Consider the following 25,451-nt stretch of genomic DNA (forward strand, 5'->3'; position numbering starts at 1 on the left):
GGCGGGCGTGGTCAGGCCCGCAGCGGGGTGAGCGGGACCTGGAGGGCGAGCAGCGCACCGCTCGGACCGGCCGTCCACGCCCGGCCCGGGTGCGTCGTCGCCCGGACCACGCTCGGCATCAGCCGTACGCCGACCAGGTCGCCCTCGGTGAGGTTCTTCGGCGCGAGCAGCAGACCGCGCCGCGCCCGGCGGGCCGCGAGCGTCCAGCCGCTCATCCCGCTCTGGAACCCCTCCGCCGAAGCCGCGTAGACCAGCCCCAGACCCCGGTCGCGGCCCGAGACGGCGATCTCCTTGAGGAGCTTGTCCGCCGCAGAGTTGGTGATCAGGTCGGCGTCGTCGATCACCACCACCTTCGGCCCCGGCAGCGCGTCCAGCGCCGCCTGCACGGTGTCCGCCGACGGGTCGTTCTCGGTGAGCACGGTGGCCGTCGCGTGCCGCTCCAGGGCGCGCAGCGGCGACTCGCGCGGGGTGACCACGACCAGCGAGGTACCGCCGGCCAGCAGGGACACCGCGATCGAGGCGAGCGTGTTGCTGCGCCCCGACCCGGCCGGGCCGAACACCCCGAACGCCGAGGCGGAGCCCGCCAGGTCGATGCCGACCGGGCCGCCCTCGTCGCCGCCGACGCCGAGCAGTCCCCACATCGGCCGCCGGTCGGTCTGCGCGACCTTCTCGTAGGCCTCGGCGAACTCCACCGAGCGCGGCAGCACCGCGACCTGGAACGGCCGCCGGGCCTCGGGCACCTGGGCGTCCCGCTTGCGGGCGGCCTCGCCGATCGTGCGCAGCGCCTCGGCCTGCTCGGTGCCGCCGCCGGCCGCCAGCTGCGCCACCTGGGTCTCGGTGCCGCTGAGCACGTGCCAGCCACGGCCCGGCGGGATGTCGGCCGGGATCTTGTTCGGCATCATGCCGACCGCCTGGTAGTCACTGCGGTCGCCCTGCCGCAGCAGCAGCTTGTGGTCGTTGTGCGCGGCCATCCGCCCGCCCAGCAGCGAGCGTTCGGAGGTCGCGATGACATGGATGCCCGCGGCGGCACCCTCGCGGATGAGCCGGGTCACCTCCTGCACCAGCTGGCCGTGGTCGTGCTCGTCGATGATGACCGAGAGCGAGTCCCAGCCGTCGATGAACAGCAGGATGTGCGCGGGCCGTTCGGCCTTGGGCAGCAGCTTGCGCAGCTCGGCGATGCCGGTCGCGCTGTGCGTCTGCGCCAGGTCCTGCCGCTCGGTCAGTTCCCGGTTCAGGCGGTGCAGCATCCGGCCCAGCCGCTCCAGGTCGTGCCGGGAGACCACGCCACCGCAGTGCGGCAGCGCACCGAGCGCGGTGAGTCCGCCGCCGCCCGCGTCGATGCCGTAGATGTGCACGTCGGCGGTGCTCGCCGCCCGCGCCGCCGACCCGGCGATGGTCCGCAGCACCTGGGTACGGCCCGAGCGCGGCGCCCCGATGACGTACAGGTGCCCGAAGGTGGCCAGGTCGGCCACGGCCACCCGGCGCTGCTGGAGCTGCGGCACGTCCTCCAGGGCGTACGGGATCACCAGCCGGCCCTCGCGGGTGGCGCCGAGCTCGTCCAGGTCCGCCAGGGTCAGTTCGCGCTGGAGCGGGGGCAGCCAGGGGCTGGGCTGCGCGGTGAAGTCGTCGAGCAGGTCGGCCGCGGTGCGGATCTCCTCGACGAGCACCTGCAGGTCGGTCGGGGCCGGGCCCTGCGCGGAGGCGACCGTCACCGTCCGCGTCTCGGCGGGCAGTTCGGCGGGGCGGCCGAGCGCGTCCCAGCCCACGTCCACCGCGCGCACCGGCTTGCGGGGACCGACCTCCGGCTCGGCCGCGGCGGCCGGGGTCTCCCGGGGCCGCTCCGCGCCCACCCAGGCGGTCTGGAACGGGTCCGCCCGCTTCGGCCCCCGCCGCACCAGGGCCCGCCCGGGGGTGCCGGACGAGATGTCGACGGCGTCCTTGACGTCGATGATGTCCTGGCTCTCGGTCATGTCGGTGACCCGCAGTGCGATCCGCAGGTTGGTGTTGGCGCGGATGTCACCCGTCACCACACCGGCCGGGCGCTGCGTGGCCAGGATCAGGTGGATGCCGAGCGAACGGCCGCGCTGCGCGATACTGATCAGCCCGGGCACGAAGTCGGGGACTTCGCGGACCAATGTGGCGAACTCGTCGATGACCAGCAGCAGTCGCGGCAGCGGGGCCAGCGAGGGGTCGGCGGCCCGCTTGGCCCGGTACTCGGGGTGGTCCTTGGCGTCGGCGGCGGCCAGCACCTGCTCCCGGCGCCGCAGTTCGGCGCCGAGCGACTCCAGGGCCCGCTCCACCAGGTGGGCGTCGAGGTCGGTGACCATGCCGAGGGTATGCGGCAGGCTCGCGCACTCCTTGAAGGCGCTGCCGCCCTTGTAGTCGACCAGCACGAAGGTGAGTTCGTCGGGCCGGTTGGCGGCGGCCAGCGAGGCCACGAACGTCTGCAGCAGCTCCGACTTGCCGGAACCCGTCGTACCGGCGACCAGGCCGTGCGGTCCGTCCTGCACCAGGTCCAGGGAGAGCGGGCCGTCGAAACCGGTGCCGATGAGGAAGGACGTGGAGGCGGGGTCGGTCTGCCAGCGGTCCAACAGGGCCTGTGCGTTGGGCGGTTCCTGGTCAAGGAGGTCCAGGAGCCGCACCCGCTGCGGCAGTCCGGCGTCGTGCTCGGGGCTGACGTCCCGGATCGGGGCCAGCGCACGGGCCAGTTGCTCGCACCACTCGGGGGAGACCCGGTCGGCGCGCACCGCGGGCAGGTCGGGCGCGCCGGGCCGCCGCAGGGTCAGCCGTCCGTCGGCGGCGAGCACGACGCCCGTGCTCTCCTCGGGCAGCAGCCGCTCCTGCTCGTCGAGACAGAAGCTGAAGATCCGCACCCGCGGGCCGTCGGTCAGCACCTGCACCATGCCGGGCACGTCGCGCAGCCGCCGCGCCCCGTCCGCGATCACCAGCACGTCCGGGTCGGTGAAGACCACGTCACGCTCGTTGCCGGCCTGCCGGCGGCGCGACTGGACCTGGGAGACGAGTTCGCTGATCCGGGCGGCGGTGGACTCCGGGTCGTTGCCGATCAGGACGACGGGACCACCGGCCGTACCGGGCTTGAGATGCGGCAGCCAGCGCGTCCACGCCCAGTCCGCCACCCGGTCCGGCTCGGTCAGGACGACGATCCTCAGGTCGCGCGGGCTGTGCAGCACAACGGCCTGCGCCACCAGCCAGCGGGCCAGCGGCTGCACCTCGGCGGCCGGACCCGCGACGCCCACCACCCCGTGCGCGGTGATGTCGACGCCGATCGGCGTGTCGGGGATGTTCCAGCGGATCGAGCGGTGGTTCTCGTCCCGCGCCGGGTCCTCAAGCTCCCGGACCGACGGCTGGTCCACCGTGCCCAGGCGCAGCACCAGATGGTCGGGGTCGCGGCGGCGCCGCTCCCAGAGCCGGCCGCCGGGACCGGTGGCGATCAGGGCCACGGCCGCCGGGTCCGGGCCGGTCTTGTCCCGCACCCGACGCTCGCCCACCACCGCGTCCCGGACCTGCTCCTCCAGGACCTCACGGCGCCGCTCGTAGGCCGCCTCCGACTCCAGGAACTGCTTGCGGGCCGCACGGCGGCCGGTCGCCCAGTTCGACAGCATCATCATCGGGCTGAGGAACAGGAACACCAGGAAGTAGTACGACTTGAAGATGCTGACCATGAACAGACCGAGGACGATCGGGGAGATCATCATCACGGTCGGGAACGGCCGCTTCTGCGGCGGCGACGGCGGCTGCGGCAGCCGGACCCGCTCGGCGTCCAGGTGCGGGGCGATCCGCGGCGGCCGGTTGTAGTCCACGCCATAGCCGTCGGCGGACGGCGTGACGGCCGCGTCCGCCTCGACCGGGCCGCTCATCCGGAGCAGCACCGGACCCACCGTCAGGTCCTCACCGGCCGGCCACGGTACCGGGCCGGGCCCCGCCGGGCGTTCGCGCGGCGGCTGCGGGCGGGGCCGGCGCAGCTGGGTGATGACGTCATCGGGCGGCGGCGAGGCCAGCCGGGCCCGCACGGCGGCCCCGGGGTCGGTGTCGATGCGCTGCCAGGCCGCGGTGCCGTCCGCGCCGACCGTCACCCACAGCCCGTTCTCCGGCACCCCGTCGGCGGCGTCGAGCCGCAGGGCGCACAGCGGGTCGGTGCCGATCTCGTGGCTGCCGGGACCGAGCCGCCAGGTGCGCCCGGCACCGGGCCCGGAGACCAGGTGCACCTCGGCGAGCACTCCGTCCTGCTCGCCGTCGTCCTGGACCCGGACCAGGTCGGCCGGGCGGGCCGGGCCGCCGAGCCCGACCAGTCCGCCGTCCCGGATCCCGCTGCCGGACACCGGCGTGCCGGGATCGAGCCGGTGGTCACCGGCGTAGAGGTTCCGGGCCGGCGGCGCACCGGCCGCCGCCCAGTCCGCGCCGCCGGTGGCGGCGGCCTCGTCGTGGGTCAGGGCGGCGGCGAGATCGCCGACGGTGGCGTTCGAGGGCAGCCGGACCTGGTGGTCGCGGCGCTGTCCGTCCGTGGCGTCCACGGTGGTGATGGTGAGGTTCACGGCTCCCAGCCGGGCGTTCGTTCGTACGGGATCGGGGGACGGGTACGGCGGTCAGGCCGTCACAGAGCCTGCGGCGAGGTCGCGGAGACCCCGGCCGCCCCGGAGGTGCTCGGTTCCGCGAAGTCGTCGTCGCTCTCGACGGCGGCGGCCGGAGCGGGCACCGGCGCGGCGGCCGGCTCGGGCGCGGGGGCCGGGCGGGTCGCCGAGACCCCGGTCGGCCCGGCGACGGGGGCCGCGCCGGCGTCGAGGTCCGGCTCGTCCGGCAGCAGATCGGGGTCGGTCACGGCCAGGGTGTCCGCCTGTCCCACGGCCTCGTCGGACGGCAGGTCCGGGCACGGCGGCAGCGCGGCCAGCGTCCGGGCCACGGCCCGCGACAGCGGCAGCACGTCGACCCGGGCGGCGGCGGGCGCGCCGTGCACCGTGAGCACCGCGTCCGGGGCGATCTCCAGCAGCCGGGTCCGGCCCCGGGCCACGCCCAGGCTCAGCAGCCGGACACCGGACGGCAGCGGCCGCTCCAAGGGGTCGGCGCACACCGCGACCTCGATGCCGGGCTGTCCGACCGCCGCCGCGGCCGGCATCCCCGGATGCCGCGGGTGCACCCCGGCGGCGATGGCGACCCGGCCCTCCGGCAGCCGGGCGTCCAGCTGCGCGGCCAGGGCCTGGAGCACGGCGCGGGCCGAACGGGCGGCGCGCGGCGGGCCGTACACGGACAGCGCGGGCGGACCGGAACGCACGTCGAGCAGCACGGCATGGCCCATGTCGTGCCCCACGCACACCAGCAGCGGCACGGCGGACTCCGTGCCGTCGTCCGTCAGGTCGGCGCGGTCGATCCACCACAGCCGCCGGTCGCTCTCGTCCGCCGCCCAGGGCTCCGGCGGCTCGCGCAGCGCGTCGCCGTCCGCCGCGACCAGCACGGCCATCCACTCCGGACCGGCCAGCACGCCGTAGGGCCGGACCCCGGGCCGGACGGCCGCGGCCAGCGCCGTGGCGCGCTCGGCGTCGGCCCAGACGGCCGGGTCGCGCAGCAGCCGAACCAGCAGGCGCAGACCGCGCCGGTAACGCAGCTCCGTGCGGACCGGACCCGTGAAGGCCTTCACGGTCAGGCCGATCTCACGCCCGAGCCGGCGCCACAGGGCCTTCCAGCCGCCGCCGCGCCGGACCAGCCAGTGCGTGACGGCGAGGACCAGCACCAGGACGCCGACGAGGCCGAGCAAGGTGGTGATGGTGTCGGAGGTCATCGCGTCTCTCCCCGGAGATGCTCGGTCCCGGCCGGGCGGCAGCCGTGGGATTCGAGGGTGGCGCGCAGCGCGCGGATGCCGTGATGGGTACGGGACTTGACGGTGCCCGGGGGCAGCCCGAGCTGGCGGGCCACGTCGTGGCCCGGCTGGCCCAGCAGATGGACGCGGGCGACGGCCTCCCGGTGTGCGGGAGCGAGGGTGCGCAGGGCGGAGACCAGCACCCGGCGGTCACCGACCTGTTCGGCGTGGTCGGGCACCGGCGCGGGGGCGGCGCTGCCGAAGTCCGCCGCCGTGATCCCCACCGGGATGCTCCGGTCCCGGCGCCGGCCGTCGGCCACGAGGTTGCGGGCCACCCGGAACAGCCACATCCGGATGGGCCGGTCCCGCCAGTCCAGCCGTCCGGCCGACTGCCAGGCTCGCAACAGGGTTTCCTGGACGACGTCCTCCGCGCCGTGGGGGTCGCGCCCCATCATGCCAGTCACGAAGCGGCGCAGGCTGTCGCGCTCCGCGAGGAGGAGGCCGAGCGTCCGGTCCGCGCCGTCGGCACGTTCATGGTCGATGAGGCTCACGGCCTCCGCCTTCCGGTGTCGGTGTTGCTGTTGTGCTGTTCTGCCGTCTTGCCGGGTTGCTCTGTGTCACTGTGAATCGTGTCAGGCACGAACGCTAGCGCGAATAACGCCAGTTCCCGAAGTCGCGCCTGCCCCGGACTTCAACAGATTCGTCACAGGCAACTCCGCGCAGGTGGACGGAAGGTGACGTTCGGCGGGATCTTCGTGGGCGGGCGGACGGATCGGTGCCGTGCCTTGGTTACTGTTCCTGTGCCCTGCATGTTCCGGGTGTTCCGAGACCTTCACGAGACCTTCAGGAGACGACGTGCCGCCCCTTCGTAAACCCCGGCCCTCGGCGGAACGGCCCGGCACTCCGGCGGGACGTTTCAGCGACACCTTCGCCCGCCGTCCCGCCGTGCCCCGCCGCGGGCTCGTGCCGGGCGTGCGGGTGTGGGCGACCGTCGGCGCGGCGGCCGGGCTCACCGTCGTCGCCGCCCTGGCCGTGCCGCTGCTGAGCCGGGTGGACCTCTTCCCCGACCCGGACACCACACCGGCCGCCGTGGTGGCGGCGGGCGAGCCGACGACGCTGGCCGGCACCACCGAATCCGTGTCCCCGTCGCCGTCCTCGTCCCCGACGCCGTCGCAGACTCCTTCCCACAAGCCCGAGAAGACCACCTCCGGCGGCTCCGGGTCGGCCGGCGGCACGGGCACCGGCTCGACCGGGCAGCAGTCGGGAGGGGGCTCCGTCAGCTCCGGTTCGAACTCGGACTCGGGCTCCACGTCCTCCGGGTCCTCCGGTTCGAAGTCCGGCGGCTCCAAGTCCTCCTCGTCCGGACAGTCCTCGTCCGGCAGTTCCTCGTCGGGAAGCAGCGGTACGAAGAGCACCACCGTCCCCGGCGTGAAGCTCGTCGGCACCGGATCCGGCCGGTGCATCGACGTCACCGACGCGGGCGGGGACGGCACCCGGCTGGAGATCCTGGACTGCTCGGGCGCCGCCAAGCAGAAGTGGGTCTTCCAGTCGGACGGCACCATCCGCTCGCTCGGCCTGTGCATGGACCTGGCCTGGGCCAACACCGCGAACGGAACCGCGATCCAGGTCGCCAAGTGCAGCGGCAACCGCGCCCAGCTGTTCTACCTCAGCGCGCAGGGCGACCTGGTCAGTGCCCTGGCCGACAAGTGCGTGGACGTCACCGACAACGGCACGGCCAACGGCACCAAGCTCCAGCTGTGGACCTGCGCCGGCACCCCCAACCAGAAGTGGCACAAGAGCTGACGGCCGCGGCCGGTCACCTGGTCCAGTAGCGGAGGTTGCGGAAACGGGCCTCCGCACGGCCGGAACCGTGGTTGTAGACGCCGTTCTTGAAGTAGCGGGTGGCCGGACCCCGGTCGGCGACGGTCAGGACCAGGGAGTCGTCGAAGTAGACCTTGAGGGTCCCGGTCCCGGTGCTCGCCTGGTGGGCGATCTTCACGTTGAACCAGGCGTCGTACGCGGCTGTCCTGAGCACCGTGCCGTCGTAGCGCCGCACGGTGCCCCCTCCGGTGTCGTAGACGTCGAGCATGATGTCCGTGGCCGGGGTGCCCGAGGGGTGCACGGTGCGCAGGATCTGGACGAAGGTCGCGCCGTCGGTGCCGGACGGCAGATACACGTCGGCGTCCCACATGTGGTCGCCCGTGCTGTAGTCGACCTTCCAGCGCATCTCGGTACGCGGATCGGTGTCGCTGCCCTCCTCGAAAGGCTCGTCGGTGGCGTACACCCACATGCGCTCGGCGCCCCCGCTGGAGCTGTGCCGGTCGCCGAGGTCCAGGTTCCAGGGCTTCTGCCAGCTGTAGGTGAACGAGGTCTGCGTCCACCCGTCGGTAGGGGCGACGGCCGCGACGGCCACGGCATCGGTCAGGGGGAGGGCGACCAGTGCTCCGGTGCCGGCCCGTAAGAAGGATCTCCGGTTCATCGACTGTCCTTTCCGGTGGTGGAGCCGAGAGAGATGACGCGACCGCAGGCAACTCCAATACATCGGATGAGTCAAGGACTTGGGTCGAAGTTATTGATGTGAACACGAAGCTCAAACCCATTGGGCAAGCCAAGTCGGCGCGATCTCGGCGATGTTGGAGCTGTTGACAGGTGCAAGTTGGGTGCCTAGGTTCCCCGATACACCCGATGTATCGATGATCCGTCAGGTATGGAGGACGATGATGACCTCGCACCCGGAGAACCGCTTACCGGTGCCCCGCAGAGCCGTGCTCGGCACCGCCCTGGGCGGCGCGGCGGTCGCGGCCCTGCCCGGCACCGCCCACGCGGCACCGGCGGGAGGACCGGCCGACGCCGGGGCCGCCGCACGCCCTTGGAAACTCCGCGACACCATGACCACCGACCGCGCCTGGGACCGTTTCCTGCGCGGCCAGGACCTGCTGTGGAGCAGGCTGCCGACGCTCTGGTACGAGGGGCCGTTCCTCGGTGACGGGCTGCTCGGCAGCATGGTCTACCAGGAACCGGGCGCCAACCAGATCCGCCTCACCGTCCAGCACGGCCGGGTCCAGGACCACCGCCCGGAGTTCGGCAGCGGCTGGGGCACCGCCCGCCTGCCCGTCGGACACCTGACCCTCGAACCGGCCGGCACCATCACCGCCGTCGACTGGCGGCTGAGCCTGTGGAACGCCGAACTCACCGGCACCGTCACCACCACCGCCGGCACCCTCACCCTCGCGGCCCTCATCCACGACGAGGTCCTCGCGGTACGCGCCACGGCCGCCGGCGGCGAGCGCGTCACCTGGACCTTCCACCCGGAGGAGGCGATCAGCCCCCGGAAGATCCAGGAGTCACCACCCGCCGGCTACACCGCCAACCCGCCCTGGACCACCCGGACCACGGCCGACGGCACCGAGCAGGTCCTCCAACCTCTCACCGGCGGCGGCCAGACGGCCACCTCCTGTCGCCGTACCGGCGACGAACTGCTGCTGAGTGTCGGCCACAGCTTCCCCTCCGACACCGCCGCGGAGGCCGACTCCCGGCGGAACCTGGGGAGTGCTATGTCATACAGCACCCTCAGACGACGCCACACCCGCTGGTGGCACGCCTTCTACCGCAAGAGCTTCGTCTCCTTCCCCGACCAGCGGCTGCAGAGCTTCCACTGGATCCAGCTCTACAAGGTCGCCTCCGCCAGCCGCGCCGACGGCCCGGTCATGGCCACTTCCGGCCCCTGGCTGGAGCCCACCCCCTGGCCGGCCGTCTGGTGGAACCTCAACGTCCAGCTCGAATACTGGCTGATCCACGCCTTCAACCACCCGGAACTGGACTCCCTCGCCACCACCCTGCGCCAGAACCAGGAACAGCTCACCGCCAACGTGCCGACCGCCTACCGCTCGGACAGCTCCGGCGTCGGCCGCAGCTCCGACATGTTCGCCAACCGCGAGGTGGGACGACCGGGCACCGGCGCCGAGACCGGCGACCTCACCTGGGCCCTGCACAACGTCTGGCTGTCCTACCGCCACTCCATGGACAAGTCCCTCCTCCGCGACACGATCTACCCGCTGCTGCGCCGCACGATCAACTACTACTGGCACTTCCTCACCCCGGGCAGCGACGGCAAGCTGCACCTGCCGAGCACGCTTTCACCCGAATACCCGGTCGTCCCGCCGCAGGACACCAACTACGACCTGGCCCTCATCCGCTGGGGCTGCCAGACGCTCCTCGACGCCGCCGAACTGCTCGGCGTCGACGACGAGTTGAAGCCCCGCTGGCAGGAGGTGCTGGCCCGGCTCACCCCGTACCCGGTCGACGCCAATGGCTTCATGATCGGCGCCGACACCCCGTACGACCAGTCCCACCGGCACTACTCGCATCTGCTGATGGTGTACCCGCTGTACCTCGTCAACTGGGACCAGCCCGAGAACCGCGACCTGATCACCAGGTCCGTCGTCCGCTGGCACGCGCTGACCGGCGCCCACCGCGGCTACAGCTACACCGGGGCCGCCTCGATGTACGCGATGACCGGCGACGGCGACACCGCCATCGGCTACCTGCGGAAGTTCTTCGACCCCACAACCCGCTACCCCTGCCGGGCCAACACCCACTACACCGAGGCCGGTCCGGTCATCGAGACCCCGCTGTCCGCCTCGCAGTCCCTGCACGACATGTTCTGCCAGAGCTGGGGCGGGATCATCCGGGTCTTCCCGGCCGTTCCGACCGCCTGGGCGGACCTCACCCTGCACGACTTCCGCACCCAGGGCGCCTTCCTGGTCAGCGCGGTGCGCAAGGCGGGCACCACCCGGTTCATCCGGATCCGCAGCCTGGCCGGCGAGCCGCTCAAACTCCGGCACGGCCTGACCGGCCCCCTCACCGTCCTGCTCGACGACGGCACCCCGGCCCGCACCCACGACCTCGGTGACGGCACCCTCGCCATCGACCTGCCCCGCGGCCGCGAGGTCCTCGTGCACTCCGGCTCCCGCCCCGACCTCGTGATCGCCCCCGTCGCCGTCAGCGAACCGGGCGCGGCGTGGGGACTGCCGTAACCACCGACCGGAAGGCAGGGTTCTCATGGCCGTTCCCCTCACCAGAACCATGGCCACCGCCCTCTGTACCGGGCTGGCGGCCACCCTTCTTGCGACCGCGACCGCGACCGCGACTGCGCCCGCACGGGCCGAGCCGCGGCAGCCGTCTGCCTGGACCGTGGCCGAGGCGGCGCACGCGCCCCGCGCCCGGATAGCCCTCGACGACACCACCGGCAGTCTCAGCCTCACGGTCTCCCGTGACGGCCGTACCGTCATCGAGCCGTCGCCCGTCGGCATCGTCACCCAACAGGCCGATCTCTCCCAGGGGTTGCGCCTCCTGCACCGCAAGGACCGTACGGTCGAGGAGCGTTACCGGGCGAAGTCCGGCAAGCGCCTGGACCGCCGGGTGCGCATGAACGAGACCCGGCTGTCCTTCGCCACCGCCGCCGGCGCCCGGCTCGACCTCGTCGTCCGCGCCGCCGCCGACGGCATCGCCTACCGGTACGTGCTGCCCGCCGGGTACGGCGACGTCCTCGGGGAGACCTCCGCGTTCAACCTGCCGGCGGACGCGGGCGCCTGGCTCAGCACCTACCGGGTCGACAACGAGGGTCAGTTCAACCACTACACCGCCGCGACCGCTCCGACCGGCGAGTACTCGGACCAGGCCCTGTTCGCCACCGACGGCGGCTACGCCCTGCTCGCCGAGTCCGACCTCGCCGGCACCTACTCCGGCGCCCGGCTCGCCCACACCCAGGGCACGGGCACGTATCGCATCAAGCTCGCCGACAGCCAGGTCCACACCGACGGGCCCCTCACCACCCCCTGGCGGGCCGTGATCACCGGCGACCTCGCCACCGTCACCCGGTCCACCCTCACCGACGACCTCGCCCCCGCCTCCAAGGTCGCCGACACCTCCTGGATCCGCCCAGGCACCGTGCTGTGGACCTGGCTGGCCGGCGGCCGCACCGCGGGGCAGAGCCTCGACGCGCAGAAGGCCTACGTCGACTACGCGGCCGCACACCACTGGCCCTACGAGGCCGTGGACTCCGGCTGGTACTTCAAGAAGGACGAGTGGGACGTCACCGATCCCGACTGGCAGACCGACAGCTGGATGCCCGAACTCGTCGACTACGCACGGGCCAAGGGCGTCGGGATCATCGTCTGGATCCACCAGCGCGACCTCGACACCCCCGAGGAACGCGCCCAGTGGCTACCCACGCTGGAGCGCTGGGGCGTCAAGGGAGTCAAGATCGACTTCATGAACTCCGAGGCGCAGTCCATGTTCCAGTGGTATGACACCATCCTCGCGGACACCGCCGCACACCACCTCATGGTCGACTTCCACGGCGCCACCCTGCCCAAGGGCATCCAGCGCACCTGGCCCCAGGTGATGAGCATGGAGGCCGTCGGCGGCGAGGAGAAGCGCACCAACACCGCCGCCCACCTCACCACCCTGCCCTTCACCCGCAACGTCATCGGCTCCATGGACTTCACCCCCGGCGGCTTCCAGCGCGTCGGCCTGCGCCCGAACTCGGACGCGGCCGAGGCCGGGCTCACCGTCGTCTACGAGTCGGGGCTCCAGATGTTCGCGGGCACCCCCGAGTCGTACAACCAACGGCCGCTCGCCCGGGACTTCATGGACCAGGAGCCCGCCGCCTGGGACGACACCCGGCTGCTCGCCGGCAGCCCCGGACAGGAAGCCGTGCTCGCCCGCCGCAGCGGGGACCGCTGGTTCATCGGCGGGGTGTACGCCGGTGCCGCCCACACCGCCACCGTGCCGCTGACCATCGGCCGGGGACGCTGGCTGGTGGAGACGGTCCGGGACGGCGCCGACGGACTCGTCCAGGACCGGCAAGTACTGCGCGGTGGTGACGAGTTGAGCGTCGACGTGGTCGCCAACGGCGGCTTCGCCGGGATCGCCTGCCCCTGGCACCCGGGCGTCACCACCTGCTACCGCTGAGCGCGCACCGCCCTATCGCTGAGCGCGCACCGCCGCCCGGCGGGCACCGAGCAACAGCTTGAGAGTGCCCGCCGTGGACGGTGACGCCGAACCCCGCAGCACCCCCGCACCGCGGGCCAGTACCGCCTCGGCGGTCATCAGCTCGATCTCGATGAGGGCGCTGACCATCGGCCGGTGGGGCGGCGGCATCAGAGCCAGCACCTCCCGCCCCGACCGCAGATCGGTCCGGGCCGTCTCGACCTCGTGCTCCACGAGGGAGAGCAGCCCGTCGGAGGCCCGGCCCGCTTCGAGGTCCTCCACCGTGACCGAGAAGCGCTTCAGAGTCTCCGCCGGGATCCCCGGATGTCCCTCCCGCAGGTCCTCGGCCAGGTCGTTGACGAAGTCCAGCCGCTGGCTGCCGTCGATGAGCGTGCGGCAACCCGCCCGGAACCGCCCGTCCGTGTCGCTCTCGGGCCCCAGCAGCCCGGCGATCGGCAGAAAGGCGGGCAACGAGTAGGCGTCCACATAGGCCTGGTAGTCGGCCTCCGTCGCGAAGCCGTCGAAGTCCAACTCGGCTGCGGCGGTGGTCAGATACGACTCCACGGCCGCCCGGTGCCGGGGAAACGAGGCGATGGTGTGCAGCAGGGTGCGGATCAGCGGATCGTCACTGGCGCCGGTCTCCAGCGCGGTACGCACCCGCCGTTCCCAGGCGGCCCAGGCCACCGCCCGCTCCGGCTTCGGGCCGCTGTCCAGGAGAGTGTCCCCGTGGTGCATCACGGCCGTCGCGGCCACCACATGGGGCAGCACGGCAGGCGGCAGCAGCACTCGGCAGGCCAGGTAGGCGCTGCGCCGGTACTGGCGCACCACCCGCCGCTGGGTGCCGTAGTCCCGGCGCAGCTCCGGGTCCGTGATGCCGGCCGCGGTCAGGGTCTTGTTCCACGCGCTCACCAGATGATCGTAGAGGTATCCGCGGACAGCGGAGCCCGGCCGCCGAGGGGGCTCAGGAAAGGGACTTGAGGAAGTCGAGAAGCGCCGCGTTCACCTCGTCCGGACGCTCCTGCTGGGTCCAGTGCCCGCAGCCCGCCAGCTTGAGGGGCTCGCGCACCAGGTTGGGCATCAGGGCCGGGAGACGCTCGATGAGTTCGGGCGTGCCCGGGAACGCCGGTACCAGGTCGCGGTCGCCGTAGACGTACAGCGCGGGCGGGGTGACGACGGCGCCCTGCCAGGGCGCGGTCAGTTCCCAGTTGCGATCGAGATTGCGGTACCAGTTGAGGGCGCCGGTGAAACCGTGCGAGAAACTCTCGGTGAGGGCGTCGAGGTCCGCCTCCGTGAACCACTCCGGCAGGGTCTCCGGATCCGGCATGTCCGCGAGCCAGCCCCGCTCGGGGTCGACCAGCGGCTGCCGGACCTCACCGCCGCCGGCGCCTTCCCCGGACGCCATGGTGAAGAACTTCCGCAGCGTGGTGCGCGGGTCGCGGCCGAACTCGGCGTCGGCGACACCCGGGCGGTTGAAGTAGTTCCAGTAGAAGCGGCCGCCGAACCTCTTGTCCATCGTCTGCAGGGGCGGCTGCGCCCCGCGGAACGGCGGCGGCACACTCAGCCCGGCCACCCCGCGCACCAGGTCCGGCCGCAGCAGCGCGGTGTGCCAGGCCACCGGCGCGCCCCAGTCGTGCCCGACGACGAACGCCTGCTCCTCGCCCAACTCCCGGATCAGCCCGACGACATCGCCGACCAGGTGGAAGATGCTGTACGCCTCGACGTCCGCGGGATGATCGCTGCTGCCGTACCCGCGCTGGTCGGGGGCGACCACGTGGAAGCCGGCCGAGGCCAGCGGGCCGAACTGGTGCTGCCAGGAGTGCCAGGACTCGGGGAAGCCGTGCAGCAGCACGACCAGCGGGCCGGAACCCTCCTCGGCGATGTGCAGCCGGATCCCGTTCACGTCGACCATTCGATGCTGAACCATGTGCACGAGCGTACGCGCAATGATCTTCGGCTACCCGTCCTGCCCGGCGCCGGACGCGGGGGACACTTCCGGAGCCGGCGGTGGTGGCGCGGGCGGTATGTGGCCCTTCCCCGCGGCGACGGCGGCGGCGTCGAAGGCGTGCGTGGCCTCGGGCGTGGTGCCGGGCAGCAGGAAGGAGCGGGCCAGTTCCTCGAAACGCCGGTCGGTCACCGTCTGGCGGGTGTGGTGCTGGGCGGCGGCTGACAGCCCCGTGCCCTGGGCCAGCGCGCCCCACAGCGGGGCGGCGAGGGCCCTGGCCGCCCTGGAAGACCAGCAGCGGGCCCGGGTGCAGCACCCCGTCCGAGGTGGATCTGTCATGCGCATTGATTGACGGGAATTCATCGCCGGGAGAGATTGATGTCATGGAGCTGCGGCATCTCAAGTACTTCCTGGCGGTCGCGGACACCCGCAACTTCACCCAGGCCGCCGCCCGTTGTCATGTGGCGCAGTCGGCGCTGAGCCAGCAGATCGCCCGGCTGGAGAAGGACGTCGGCGTCCCGCTGTTCAACCGCACGAGCCGGTCGGTACGGCTCACCGCCGCCGGCGAGCTGCTGGAACCGCTGGCCCGGCGCATCCTGGCCGACGTCGACAACGCCCAGGCCGCCCTCGACGCGCTGGCCGGGCTGCACCGTGGACGGCTGCGGCTGGGCCTGGTGCAGACGATGGCCGTGTCCTTCGACATGGTGGAGGTGGCGGCCGAGTACCGCGCCCGCTACCCCGGCATCGACCTGCGCGTGACGAACGCGCCCAGCTCCCGGATGGCCGCCGCGGTGCTCGCCGGCACCCTCGACGTCGCCGTGGTCGGCCTCGGCCCCGGGCAGGTGCCGGAGGGGCTGGACCGCCGGATGCTGGGCAGCGCCCCGCTGGTCGCCGTCGTACCCCGCGAGCACGCCCTCGCCGACCGCGAGACCATCGACCTCGCCGAACTGCCGGACAGTCACCCGCTGATCCAGTTCTCCCGCGGCAGCGGCCTGCGCCGGCAGGTCGAGGCGGCCTTCGCCCGCGCGGGAGTCGAGGCGGGCCGGCACTTCGAGGTCGGCCAGATCCACGACATGATCCGGCTCGCCGTACGCGGGGTGGGCGTCACCGTCGTCCCCCGCTCCACCGTCGTCGGCCCCGGCTCCCTGCTCGGCCTCGACACCGCCGACGACCTGCCCCGCGGCGCCCGGATGCTGCGCCTGACGGACGACGAGGCCGTGCACCACATCTGCGTGGTCTACGACAGCACCCGGCTGGCACCGGCCGGCGCGGCCTTCCTCGACGTGCTCGGCCGGCACGCCGCCCATCGATCGGCATGAGCGATCGCTGCGTGCGGATCCATATGTTGGACAGCGGGACCGGGTCGGCCGGAGGCTGGAGGGGACGCACCGCACGAGGCGCGCCCCCGTTCCCGACCCGAATGGACCACCATGTCGATCAAGGATGCGGTCCGGCCCGTAGTGCGTGACGCGCGGGCCACCGTGCTGCCCGACCCGGCCGACCGGCACGGCCCCCTGCCCCCGGTGATGCTCGCCCTCACCGTGGTCACCGGCCTCGTGGACGCCTACAGCTACCTGGCGCTCGGCCATGTCTTCGTCGCCAACATGACCGGCAACGTCGTCTTCTCCGGCTTCGCGGTCGCGGGCGCCGCCGGCTTCTCGCTGGCCGCCTCGCTGGCCGCGCTGGCGGCCTTCGGAGCCGGCGCCCTGGTGGGCGGCCGCATCGCGCACGCCCGCCGGGCCCACCGGGGCCGCGTCCTGCACCTGGCGCTCGTCCTGGAGACGGCCCTGGTCCTGACGGCCTACGTCGTCGCCCGGTACACCGGACCGCTGGACGCGGCCGGGACCCGGTACTCGCTGATCGCACTCCTCGGCCTGGCCCTGGGCATCCAGAACGCGACGGCCCGTGCGCTCGCCGTACCCGACCTGACCACGACCGTCCTGACCCTGACCATCACCGGCATCGCCGCCGACAGCAGGGCCGCCGGCGGCAGGGGCGGCAGGACGGGCCGCCGCGCCCTCTCGATCCTGGCGATGTTCGCCGGAGCCCTCGCCGGCGCCTTCGCCGTCCGCCACAGCGACCCGGCCCTGCCGCTGCTGCTCGCCACCGTGCTGCTCGCGGGCTGCACCCTGGACGCGTTCGTCCTGACCCGCTCGGACGCGAGGTGGACCGACCCGCTGTGACAACGGGCCGCCGACGCTACTTCGCGTCGGCCGCCGCCCGGCGGGTCGGCCGCCCCAGCGCCCAGAACAGGACGCCGAGGAGCATGAATCCGACGAGCGGCACCAGCTCCGTCAGCAGGTACTTCCCGCGCTCGGCGTGGGTCCAGCCGTCCGGCACGTAGTCGGCGCCGAACCAGTGGTCACCGGCGCCGGGCGCGATCAGCTGCACGCTGGCGAAGAGGATGAGCAGGGTGAGGACGATGCTGATGACCCAGGGGAACGGGGCCCGGTAGGGGCGGGGCGTGTCCGGGTACTTGCGGCGCAGGAACGGGAGCGCCGGGAAGATGCCCAGGTAGCTGACGAGGGTGGTCGACACGGCGAGGCCGAGGACCGCGCCGAAGAGCTTGGCCGCGCTGCCGTTGGTCAGCTGGTGGGCCAGGATCAGGACACCGGTGGAGACCAGGCCGCTGAGGATGTTCACCCGTACCGGGGTGCCGAACCGGCTGGAGATCACGCCGAGGAAGCGGGGCGCGGCGCCGTCGTAGCCGGAGACGGCCAGGGCGCGGTCCGAGCCCATGATCCAGGTGACGCCCGAGGACAGCACGGTGAGGATGAACATGATCGCGGCGAGGTCCCCGAGCACGCTGCCGAACCCGCTGAGCGTCGGCGTGCCGTCGGCGGCGACATGGCCGCCGTACACCGTGAAGACCTGCCGGATCGCGTCGACGAAGCCGCCGAGGCCGGTGATCGCCTTGACCGGCAGGACGAGCAGGATGCCGAGGATCGGCAGTGCGTAGAGCAGGACGGAGAGGACGGCGCTGCGGAAGATGCCGTAGGGGACGTCCTTCTGCGCGTCCGTCATCTCGTCGCCGGCCGTGTTGGGCAGCTCGAAACCGACGTAGTTGAACATCAGGACCGGCACCAGGCCGACGAACCCCGCGTAGGTCGGCGAGAAATCGCCGATGCCGAAGCCGTGCAGACCGTGCTGGATCCCGTACACCACGACCGTGACCGTGAACAGGCCCAGCAGCACGAACCGGCTCCAGGCGCCGATGGTCGGGATCCACTTGCCGACGTCGAAGGAGAGGATCGCGGCGAGCACGCCCACCCAGACGAAGACGAGGGTGAAGACGTAGAAGGCGGGGGTGCTCAGGTCCTTCCCGTCGTTGAAGAAGGTGGTGTAGGCCGTGACGGCGGAGACGGCGAGGGTGCCGCCCAGCCACACCGGGTTGGTGATCCAGTACAGGAAGTTGTTGACGGCACCGGCCAGTCGCCCGAAGGCCCGGCTGGTCCAGATGTACGGTCCGCCCTCGTCGGGGAAGGCGGCCCCGAGCTCGGCGATCAGCAGCGCGGAGGGCACGAAGAACACCACGGCCAGCACGATCAGCCAGGTGAACGCCTCGGCGCCGTTCTTGGCCACGGCGCCGATGGTGTCCACCCCGACGATGGTGCACAGCAGGAAGAACAGGATGTCGAAACGGCCGAAGTGCTTGCGCAGCTTCTGCCGTTCCGCCTGGGCAGCGGCCGGCGCGTCGACCGGCTCGGATGCGATGGGGCCAGCTGTCACCAGGAACTCCTGCATGCTCGGGTGAGGGGCGGAATTCGGCCAATGATCCGCCGCACCGCACAAGCACACAAGCGGTCGGTCCCAAGTCGTGACCATCGTTCTGGGCACTCATAGCACCCGGAAATCTCCCGGAAACGCGGCGCCCTGAGCTGCCCGCTCTGCCTCCCCGCGCCGCTCAGGGCGTCGAGGGGCGGGTCTCCGTCCAGTCGACCAGCAGACGGCGCTCGGCGAACAGCCACTCCCCGTCCTGCTTGACGAACTCGTCGAGATAGCGGATGGACGCGATCATCAGGGTGCGCCGGCCGTCGTCCGCCACCGAGACGTGGTGGGCCAGGCAGTAGGACTCGCCGGTCGCGCGGTCCCCGTCCAGGGAGACCGTGCTCTGGCCGTTGAAGTGGGTCGTCGTCCGATATGTGTTGAGGTTGTCGAACACGGGGGCGAGGGAGTCGCGGCCGTGCAGTTCCTGTGTCGGCTGTGCCGCCGTGGCGTCCATGAACACCAGGAAGCGTGTGTCCTCGGTGAACAGACTCATCTGGCCCTTGGCGTCCCGCCGGTCCGCACAGTGGGCGTAGGCGTCCACCAGCTCGCGGATGGCCAGCCGGTCGGCGGCCTCCTGCGGGGAGACATAGGTATGGGCGGCCATGAGGGGTTCCTTCCGCTTTGCTGCACCCGTCTATTTGACAGATGTCTATTTGACGGAGGTATAAAAGCATTGCCGGTGTGGCCACGCAACGGCCTCGCACAGGAAGTCCAGGAGGGCAGTGCTCTGAACGACCGGATCGATCCGCGCATCACCCGAACGGTCCGCGCCTTCGAGCAGGCCGTCGTGGAGCTGGCCTCGGAGCGTCCCGTCTCCCAGATCACCGTCGCCGAGCTCGCCGACCGGGCCGGCGTCACCCGGGCGACCTTCTACAACCGCTACAGCACTCCGCTGGACCCGCTCATCCAGGTCCTCCACGACGACCTGGAACGCGCCCACCGCGAGGAGGACGAGCTACGGGCCCAGGGCGGACACTCCGCCCAGGAACTGCTCCGGCTCGCCACCGCCGGGGTCGCCGACCACGTCGAACGGTTCATGGACGTCTACCGCAACTCCCTGGCCGACCCCGCGGACAGCGGTGTCTACGAGGCACTCGTACGGCACTTCGGCGAGTACACCCTGACGTTCCTGGCCCGCACCGGGCGGTCCGCCCGCCCCGGCGCCGACCGCCAGGTCATCGCCCAGTTCATGGCCCACGGGTTCGCCGGGGCCATCAAGGCCTGGCTCGACGACCCGTCCGTCACCAAGGACGACCTGGTCGACGCGGCCGTGGCCTGCGCCCCCGCCTGGTGGACGTCCGGCCCCGAACCGGACGCCGCCTCCCAGCAACGGAGATCCTCGTGAACGTCGTCGTGTTCGGTGCGTCCGGCATGGTCGGACAAGGAGTCCTGCGCGCCTGCCTCCTGGACCCCACGGTGTCCGGTGCCCTGGTGGTCGGCCGCCGCCCGCTCGGTATCACCCACCCGAAACTGACCGAGATCCTCCACGACGACTTCACCGACCTGTCCGCCATCGGCGACCGGCTGACCGGCCTGGACGCCTGCTTCTACTGCCTCGGCGTCTCCTCCGCCGGCATGAACGAGGCCGAATACACCCGCGTGACCCACGACTTCACGCTCGCCGCCGCCCACGCGGTGCTCGCCGCCAGTCCCGGACCGACCTTCACCTACGTCTCCGGCGAGGGCACCGACAGCACCGAACAGGGCCGCACCATGTGGGCGCGCGTGAAGGGCCGCACCGAGAACGCCCTGCTCGCCCTGCCGATGAACGCGTACATGTTCCGCCCCGGCTACATCCAGCCCCGCCACGGAGCGGTCTCCCGGACCCGCTCCTACCGAGTCATGTACACCCTCACCTCCTGGTGCTACCCCCTGCTGCACCGCCTCGTCCCCGCCCACACCACGACCACCGAACACCTGGGCCGTGCCATGCTGGCGGTGACCCGCCCGGGCGTGACCGAGAGCAGGGTGCTGTACAGCAAGGACATCAACCGCCTGGGCGCCTGACGGTTCACTGTCGTACCGAGGACGTGGCCCGGCGCGCGGCCACGAGCATGACGAGCAGGGCCGCCAGGGCGAGCGCGGCGCCGGTGCAGAGCGGCGCCGCGTAGCCGAGGCCCGCGGTGATGGCCAGGCCGCCGAGCCAGGCGCCGAGGGCGTTGCCGACGTTGGACGCGGACACGTTGGCGCTCGCGGCCAGGGCCGCCCCGTGGGCGGCGTCGGTCACCCGGGTGATCATGCCGGGGACGGCTGCGAACCCGGTCACCCCCATCAGGAACACCAGCACCACCGACGCCACGGCACTGCCGGCCAGCAGGCCGAACAGGGTCAGGGTGACGGTCAGTCCGAGGAGCGCGAAGAGCAGGGCGCGGTCCCGGTCCCGGTCCGCCGCCCGGCCCCCGACCAGGTTCCCCACGACCAGACCGACGCCGTACACCATCAGCAACCAGGCGACATCCCCCGAGGAGAACCCGCTGACCTCGGTGAAGGTGTACGCGATGTAGCTGAACGCCCCGAACATCCCGCCGTAGCCGAGCGCGGTGGCGGCCAGCGTGAGCCACACCTGCGAGGACCGGAACGCCTGGAACCGGTCCCGCGGGCCACCGCGTGACCCGCCCTCCGATACCGTGCCCGCCCGGCCGGGGACGAGGGCGACGATGCCGGCCAGCGCCAGCACGCCGATCGCGGTGACGGCCCAGAACGCCGCCCGCCAGCCCCAGCGCTCGCCGACCAGCGCACCGAACGGCACACCCAGCACGTTCGCCAGCGTCAGCCCGGCGAACATCACCGCAACCGCGCGGGACTTCCGCTCCGGCGCGACCAGAGCGCGGGCGACGAGCGAGCCGATGCCGAAGAACGAGCCGTGGCACAGGGCGGCGACGATCCGCCCGAGCAGCATCACGGAGTAGGTGGGCGCGACCGCGCACAGCAGGTTGCCGACGACGAACAGTGCCACCAGACCGACCAGGACCTGCTTGCGGGGCAGCCGCGCCGTGGCCGCGGTGAGAGCGATCGCGCCGACGGCGACACTCAGCGCGTACCCGGAGACCAGCCGGCCCGCGGTCGCCTCGGACACCGCGAAACCCGACGCGACCTGTGGCAGCAGCCCGGCGATCAGGAACTCGGTGAGCCCGATGCCGAAACCGCCGAGGGCCAGCGCGATCAGGCCACTCGGCATCCGTCGCGCTCCGAATCCACCCATGAACCGACCCTCGCCGCTGACGGCGGCCCCGTCCATGGACAAAGATCGACGGGACTTGGACGAATCGACGCGGGTGCGATTGCGTCCCGGTTGCCCTTTTGTGCCAACTCAGCCTGCAGGCAAGGCAATTGACGCTGACCGGCACTGCTGCCGCGGCGACGCCGTCGTAGCCTGGCGAGGTTTGTCGATCACAGCCGATCGCAGGTGCGCCACCTCGGAAAGAGAGTGGAATTCCCATGATTGCCGTGCCGCCGTTCTACTGTCCGATACCTTCCGCGAAGTCCCCGCACACCGCGGCCGCCGAACGCACGGTCGTGGAATGGCTCGACAAGTTCGAGCTGTTCGAAAGCCCCACCCAGCGCGACTACTTCGCCCGCTCGCACTTCCCGGCCTTCCCCGGACGGTCCCTGCCGGACGCCGACCCGGAACTGCTGGTGCTCCCCGGCAAGGAGGTGATGTGGCTCCAGTCGTTCGACGACGTGCACAGCGACGAGAAGCCGGGCGCCACCCCGCCCGAGGAGTACATTCCGCTGCTGGCCAGACTGACCAGGATCATGGAGGACCCGCAGGCCCCGCTGCTGCCGGACAACCCGTGGGCGCAGGCCCTGCGCGACCTGCGGCTCGACGTCGGTGAGCGGGCCACGGACGTCCAGACCGAACGCTGGGTGCAGGCCAACGCCGAGTACTTCGACGGGCTGCTCTGGGAGGCCGTCAACCGTGCCGAGGGGCGGATCCCGTCCCTCGAAGACTACGTGGGCATGTGGCTGAAGCAGTCCGGGGTCTACCCCTGCATCGTCTTCACGGACATCGCCTGCGGCTACGAGGTGCCCGCGGCCGACTGGGCCGGCCCCCGGGCCCGCACCCTGCGCGAGATGACCTCGGTCCTCATCGGCTGGGACAACGACCTGACCTCGTACGACAAGGAGGTCGCCCGCGCCGCCGAACGGAACTTCCCGGTGGTGCAGAACCTGGTGTCGGTGCTGGCGGCGCAGTTCGCCCTGCCGGAGGCGGAGGCCGTCACACTCGCCGGGGCGATGCGGGACCGTGCGATGGCGAAGTTCCTGGCGCTGCGGGACGAGACGGTGGCCACCGGCGGTCCCGAACTCGCCCGGTACGCCCAGGGGCTGGGCCAGTGGATCCGCGGCTACCTCGACTACAGCGGCCGCTCCCCGCGCTACACCGACCCCACCAACCCCGACGACGCGGCCGTGGCCGATCCGGCCCGTCCCGGCTGGACGGTGGCCGACACCCCCGGACCCGGCGCCGTCCGTACCGACCTGCCGGCCCTGGCCTGCATCGACTCCTGGTGGGCGTGATCGACATGACGCAGTCACTGAACACGCGCGAGCAGACGTCTGCCGCGTTCCGTCCGGTGCCGGTGGCGCCCGGCCGGCTGCCGCTGCTGGGGCACGCCGTCGCACTGTTCCGCCGCCCGCTGCACTTCCTGCGCTCGCTGGAACAGGTCGGCGAACTGGTCCGGGTGGACATCGGCGCGCTGCCGATGGTGGTGATCACCGACGCCGGGCTGACCCGGCAGGTGCTCACCGACAGCCGCACCTTCGACAAGGGCGGCGCCCTGTTCGACAAGGTGCGGGAACTCACCGGGGACTCTCTCCTCACCAGCCGGTTCGAGACGCACCGGCGGCAACGCAGGCTGATGCAGCCCGCGTTCGGCCGGGCGCGGGTCCAGAGCTACGCCAAGGTCATGAACTCCATGATCGACGCGGTACTGGGGGAGTGGGAGCAGGGTGAGGTGATCGACGTCGCGGCCGCGGCCTACGACATCACCTCGCGTACGGCGGCCCGCACCATGTTCGCCGCCGATGTCGCCGGACCGGCGGCCGCGCGGGTCGTGGACGCCCTCTCCGTCTACCTGCACGGGCTGTTCCTCCGCATGATGGAGCCCACCGGAGTGCTCGGCCGGATACCCACCCCCGGCAACCTCCGATACGACCGGGCCGTGCGGCTGCTGCACTCCTCCGTCGACGAGATCATCGAGGCGTACCGGGCGTCCGGCGAGGACCACGGGGACCTGCTGTCCATGCTGCTGGCCGCCGGCGCCGACGACGACGGCGAACGCCTGGGCCCGCAGGAGATCCATGACCAGGTGATCACCCTGTTCCTGGCCGGGATCGAGACCACGGCCGCCGCCCTCTCCTGGTCGCTGTACCTGCTCGGCGCCCATCCCGAAGCCGCCGAACGGCTGCGGACCGAGGTGGACTCGGTGCTCGGCGGCCGCTCCGCCGACTGGGAGGACATCGGCTCGCTCCCGGAGACCCGACGGGTGATCACCGAGGCGCTGCGGATGTACCCGCCGGGCTGGATCTTCACCCGGGTCACCACGGCGGAGGTGGAGCTGGGCCCGCACCTGCTGCCCGCGGGCACCGGCCTCGCGTACAGCCCCTACCTGCTGCACCACGACCCCGAGGTGTTCGCCCACCCCGACACCTTCGACCCGGACCGGTGGCTGCCGGAGCGGGCCGCCGCCGTGTCGAAGGACGCGTTCGTGCCGTTCGGCGGCGGTGTCCACAAGTGCATCGGCGACACCTTCGGGATGACCGAGGCGACCCTGGCGCTGGCCACGATCGCGGCCCGCTGGACCCTGACCCCGGAGTTCCGGGGCCCGGTCGAGCCGGCACCACGGCGCGCCACGCTCAGCCCCGCCCGACTCCCGATGCGCGTGACCAGACGGCCGTAACCACTTCGGGAACCGGATGCGGGCGGCGGGAAAACCCGGTGGACGGGCGGGCGTTCGATGCGTAACGTCCGTGGGGCCGTGCTGATCCGCGAGGAGGTGAGACGACCTATGAACGCTGTATTCGAGTGGGTGCTCCCTCTCTCCGTCACGGTCGGGCGATTGACGTAGGTGTCGCCGGGAGCGCCTGAACCACAAGGCCATCCCGAAAGGCAACAACCTATGCATTCCATGCAGTTCACCGCCCAGACGACCTCGAACGGCGTCGTCGAACGCGACTTCACCGTGGACGGGATCCCCGGTGTGCTCTGGTCGCCCGCGTCCGGCCCCGAGCGCGCCCCCCTGGTCCTGATGGGCCACGGCGGCGGCACCCACAAGAAGTGGCCGGCGATGCCGGGCCGCGCGCACCGACTGGTCGACGTCGGCGGGTTCCACGTCGCCTGCATCGACTCGCCCGGCCATGGCGACCGGCCGCGCACGGCATACGACGAGCAGGAGATCGCCGCGCTCTACCGGGCGCGGGAGGCGGGCGAGCCGGAAGGCCCGATCGTCGTCCGCTACAACGCCCACCTCGCCGAGCGCGCCGTGCCCGAGTGGCAGGCTACCCTGGACGCCCTCCAGGCCCTTCCGGAGATCGGCGCCGAAGGGCCGGTGGGCTACTACGGACTCAACATGGGCACCGCGATCGGGGTGCCGCTGGCGGCGGCCGATCCCCGGATCACCGCCGCGGTCTTCGGCCTGCACTGGCCCGACGCCCTGGCCGCGACGGCAGGGCGGATCACCGTCCCGGTCCAGTTCCATCTCCAGTGGGACGACGAACACATCCCGCGCGAGGCCGGTCTGGCGCTGTTCGACGCCTTCGCCTCCGAGGAGAAGACCCTGCACGCCAACACGGGCAGGCACAAGGAACACCCCAGGTTCGAGGCCGACAGTGCGGTCCGCTTCTTCGCCCGGCACCTCACCCGGTCCGTACCGGCAGCGGCCCTGAGCTGACGGCCCGTCGGCGCCCGGCAGCCTGCCGGGCGCCGGCACCGCTCCTCGC

Annotated in this window: 20 protein-coding genes; 10 read left to right on the plus strand and 10 right to left on the minus strand. The window is 72.1% G+C overall.

What is annotated here, in order from left to right; genetic code table 11:
* Positions 1 to 11: 11 nt before the first annotated feature.
* Genes ACFWPS_RS34325 through ACFWPS_RS34335 form a run of 3 tightly spaced genes read right to left on the minus strand, consistent with a single transcriptional unit; the run spans position 12 to position 6,360 of the window.
* Positions 12 to 4,553 (minus strand): FtsK/SpoIIIE domain-containing protein, encoded by a 4,542-nt coding sequence (locus ACFWPS_RS34325; RefSeq protein WP_383712393.1) that lies wholly within the window; start codon positions 4,551 to 4,553, stop codon positions 12 to 14.
* 59 nt (positions 4,554 to 4,612) lie between these two features.
* The gene (locus tag ACFWPS_RS34330) at positions 4,613 to 5,791 is read right to left on the minus strand and encodes a hypothetical protein (protein ID WP_383712395.1); all 1,179 of its coding nucleotides are present in this window, start codon (positions 5,789 to 5,791) and stop codon (positions 4,613 to 4,615) included.
* The gene (locus ACFWPS_RS34335) at positions 5,788 to 6,360 is read right to left on the minus strand and encodes a sigma-70 family RNA polymerase sigma factor (protein WP_383712398.1); all 573 of its coding nucleotides are present in this window, start codon (positions 6,358 to 6,360) and stop codon (positions 5,788 to 5,790) included. Before ACFWPS_RS34335 ends, ACFWPS_RS34330 begins: the two co-directional genes overlap by 4 nt.
* A gap of 304 nt (positions 6,361 to 6,664) precedes the next feature.
* On the opposite strand from ACFWPS_RS34335, the gene ACFWPS_RS34340 reads away from it, so the two are divergent.
* Positions 6,665 to 7,612 carry a ricin-type beta-trefoil lectin domain protein gene (locus tag ACFWPS_RS34340; protein ID WP_383712401.1) on the plus strand — a complete coding sequence of 316 codons (948 nt, stop codon included), beginning with the start codon at positions 6,665 to 6,667 and terminating at the stop codon, positions 7,610 to 7,612.
* Positions 7,613 to 7,625: 13 nt separating this feature from the next.
* Here ACFWPS_RS34340 and ACFWPS_RS34345 read toward each other — a convergent pair whose 3' ends face one another.
* Positions 7,626 to 8,288 carry a polysaccharide lyase family 7 protein gene (locus tag ACFWPS_RS34345; RefSeq protein ID WP_383712403.1) on the minus strand — a complete coding sequence of 221 codons (663 nt, stop codon included), beginning with the start codon at positions 8,286 to 8,288 and terminating at the stop codon, positions 7,626 to 7,628.
* A 241-nt stretch (positions 8,289 to 8,529) separates the two neighbouring features.
* On the opposite strand from ACFWPS_RS34345, the gene ACFWPS_RS34350 reads away from it, so the two are divergent.
* Positions 8,530 to 10,845, plus strand: coding sequence for a Tat pathway signal sequence domain protein (locus ACFWPS_RS34350; RefSeq protein WP_383712406.1), 2,316 nt, complete (start codon positions 8,530 to 8,532; stop codon positions 10,843 to 10,845).
* A 25-nt stretch (positions 10,846 to 10,870) separates the two neighbouring features.
* Entirely contained in the window at positions 10,871 to 12,784 is a 1,914-nt protein-coding gene (locus ACFWPS_RS34355; protein ID WP_383712409.1) for a glycoside hydrolase family 97 catalytic domain-containing protein, read from the plus strand.
* 12 nt (positions 12,785 to 12,796) lie between these two features.
* Here ACFWPS_RS34355 and ACFWPS_RS34360 read toward each other — a convergent pair whose 3' ends face one another.
* From ACFWPS_RS34360 to ACFWPS_RS34370, 3 genes are read right to left on the minus strand one after another with little or no spacing between them, the layout of a single operon-like run.
* A complete protein-coding gene (locus ACFWPS_RS34360; protein ID WP_383712411.1) occupies positions 12,797 to 13,711 on the minus strand; it encodes a squalene/phytoene synthase family protein in 915 nt (304 codons plus the stop codon).
* Between the two features lie 52 nt (positions 13,712 to 13,763).
* Entirely contained in the window at positions 13,764 to 14,726 is a 963-nt protein-coding gene (locus ACFWPS_RS34365) for an alpha/beta fold hydrolase (RefSeq protein WP_383712414.1), read from the minus strand.
* A gap of 30 nt (positions 14,727 to 14,756) precedes the next feature.
* Complete coding sequence (locus ACFWPS_RS34370; protein WP_383712417.1) at positions 14,757 to 15,083, minus strand: hypothetical protein; 327 nt, start codon at positions 15,081 to 15,083, stop codon at positions 14,757 to 14,759.
* Positions 15,084 to 15,127: 44 nt separating this feature from the next.
* On the opposite strand from ACFWPS_RS34370, the gene ACFWPS_RS34375 reads away from it, so the two are divergent.
* Entirely contained in the window at positions 15,128 to 16,063 is a 936-nt protein-coding gene (locus ACFWPS_RS34375; RefSeq protein WP_383712420.1) for a LysR family transcriptional regulator, read from the plus strand.
* 111 nt (positions 16,064 to 16,174) lie between these two features.
* The gene (locus ACFWPS_RS34380) at positions 16,175 to 16,927 is read left to right on the plus strand and encodes a YoaK family protein (RefSeq protein WP_383712422.1); all 753 of its coding nucleotides are present in this window, start codon (positions 16,175 to 16,177) and stop codon (positions 16,925 to 16,927) included.
* Between the two features lie 16 nt (positions 16,928 to 16,943).
* Here the strand turns inward: ACFWPS_RS34380 and ACFWPS_RS34385 are convergent, their stop codons facing one another.
* Positions 16,944 to 18,473 (minus strand): APC family permease, encoded by a 1,530-nt coding sequence (locus ACFWPS_RS34385; protein ID WP_383712424.1) that lies wholly within the window; start codon positions 18,471 to 18,473, stop codon positions 16,944 to 16,946.
* A gap of 175 nt (positions 18,474 to 18,648) precedes the next feature.
* On the minus strand, positions 18,649 to 19,116 hold the full coding sequence (locus ACFWPS_RS34390) for a nuclear transport factor 2 family protein (RefSeq protein ID WP_383712427.1): 468 nt from the start codon (positions 19,114 to 19,116) through the stop codon (positions 18,649 to 18,651).
* Positions 19,117 to 19,191: 75 nt separating this feature from the next.
* Here ACFWPS_RS34390 and ACFWPS_RS34395 point away from each other — a divergent pair, with 75 nt between their 5' ends.
* Both ACFWPS_RS34395 and ACFWPS_RS34400 read left to right on the plus strand, forming a co-directional pair.
* Entirely contained in the window at positions 19,192 to 19,857 is a 666-nt protein-coding gene (locus tag ACFWPS_RS34395; RefSeq protein WP_383712429.1) for a TetR/AcrR family transcriptional regulator, read from the plus strand.
* A complete protein-coding gene (locus ACFWPS_RS34400) occupies positions 19,854 to 20,519 on the plus strand; it encodes an epimerase (protein WP_383712432.1) in 666 nt (221 codons plus the stop codon). The genes ACFWPS_RS34395 and ACFWPS_RS34400 overlap by 4 nt, the downstream gene beginning before the upstream one ends.
* Before the next feature lie 4 nt (positions 20,520 to 20,523).
* Here the strand turns inward: ACFWPS_RS34400 and ACFWPS_RS34405 are convergent, their stop codons facing one another.
* Entirely contained in the window at positions 20,524 to 21,690 is a 1,167-nt protein-coding gene (locus ACFWPS_RS34405; protein ID WP_383712435.1) for an MFS transporter, read from the minus strand.
* A gap of 260 nt (positions 21,691 to 21,950) precedes the next feature.
* On the opposite strand from ACFWPS_RS34405, the gene ACFWPS_RS34410 reads away from it, so the two are divergent.
* The 3 genes from ACFWPS_RS34410 to ACFWPS_RS34420 all read left to right on the plus strand — a co-directional run bounded on the left by ACFWPS_RS34410 (position 21,951) and on the right by ACFWPS_RS34420 (position 25,402).
* Positions 21,951 to 23,030: a hypothetical protein gene (locus tag ACFWPS_RS34410; protein WP_383712438.1), complete on the plus strand. Its 1,080-nt coding sequence runs from the start codon at positions 21,951 to 21,953 to the stop codon at positions 23,028 to 23,030.
* Positions 23,031 to 23,035: 5 nt separating this feature from the next.
* A complete protein-coding gene (locus tag ACFWPS_RS34415; RefSeq protein ID WP_383712441.1) occupies positions 23,036 to 24,412 on the plus strand; it encodes a cytochrome P450 in 1,377 nt (458 codons plus the stop codon).
* A 219-nt stretch (positions 24,413 to 24,631) separates the two neighbouring features.
* The gene (locus ACFWPS_RS34420) at positions 24,632 to 25,402 is read left to right on the plus strand and encodes a dienelactone hydrolase family protein (protein WP_383712444.1); all 771 of its coding nucleotides are present in this window, start codon (positions 24,632 to 24,634) and stop codon (positions 25,400 to 25,402) included.
* Positions 25,403 to 25,451 lie beyond the last annotated feature (49 nt).

Origin of the sequence: Streptomyces sp. NPDC058457, from assembly GCF_042720695.1 — a bacterium.
Classification (GTDB): Bacteria; Actinomycetota; Actinomycetes; order Streptomycetales; family Streptomycetaceae; genus Streptomyces.

Excerpts from the sequence above, each read along its gene's own strand:
- ACFWPS_RS34330 (WP_383712395.1), bottom strand. The coding sequence starts at position 5,791 with ATGACCTCCGACACCATCACCACCTTGCTCGGCCTCGTCGGCGTCCTG.
- ACFWPS_RS34345 (WP_383712403.1), bottom strand. The coding sequence starts at position 8,288 with ATGAACCGGAGATCCTTCTTACGGGCCGGCACCGGAGCACTGGTCGCC.
- ACFWPS_RS34350 (WP_383712406.1), top strand. The coding sequence starts at position 8,530 with ATGACCTCGCACCCGGAGAACCGCTTACCGGTGCCCCGCAGAGCCGTG.
- ACFWPS_RS34355 (WP_383712409.1), top strand. The coding sequence starts at position 10,871 with ATGGCCGTTCCCCTCACCAGAACCATGGCCACCGCCCTCTGTACCGGG.
- ACFWPS_RS34365 (WP_383712414.1), bottom strand. The coding sequence starts at position 14,726 with ATGGTTCAGCATCGAATGGTCGACGTGAACGGGATCCGGCTGCACATC.
- ACFWPS_RS34370 (WP_383712417.1), bottom strand. The coding sequence starts at position 15,083 with ATGACAGATCCACCTCGGACGGGGTGCTGCACCCGGGCCCGCTGCTGG.
- ACFWPS_RS34375 (WP_383712420.1), top strand. The coding sequence starts at position 15,128 with ATGGAGCTGCGGCATCTCAAGTACTTCCTGGCGGTCGCGGACACCCGC.
- ACFWPS_RS34380 (WP_383712422.1), top strand. The coding sequence starts at position 16,175 with ATGTCGATCAAGGATGCGGTCCGGCCCGTAGTGCGTGACGCGCGGGCC.
- ACFWPS_RS34390 (WP_383712427.1), bottom strand. The coding sequence starts at position 19,116 with ATGGCCGCCCATACCTATGTCTCCCCGCAGGAGGCCGCCGACCGGCTG.
- ACFWPS_RS34405 (WP_383712435.1), bottom strand. The coding sequence starts at position 21,690 with ATGCCGAGTGGCCTGATCGCGCTGGCCCTCGGCGGTTTCGGCATCGGG.
- ACFWPS_RS34410 (WP_383712438.1), top strand. The coding sequence starts at position 21,951 with ATGATTGCCGTGCCGCCGTTCTACTGTCCGATACCTTCCGCGAAGTCC.
- ACFWPS_RS34415 (WP_383712441.1), top strand. The coding sequence starts at position 23,036 with ATGACGCAGTCACTGAACACGCGCGAGCAGACGTCTGCCGCGTTCCGT.
- ACFWPS_RS34420 (WP_383712444.1), top strand. The coding sequence starts at position 24,632 with ATGCATTCCATGCAGTTCACCGCCCAGACGACCTCGAACGGCGTCGTC.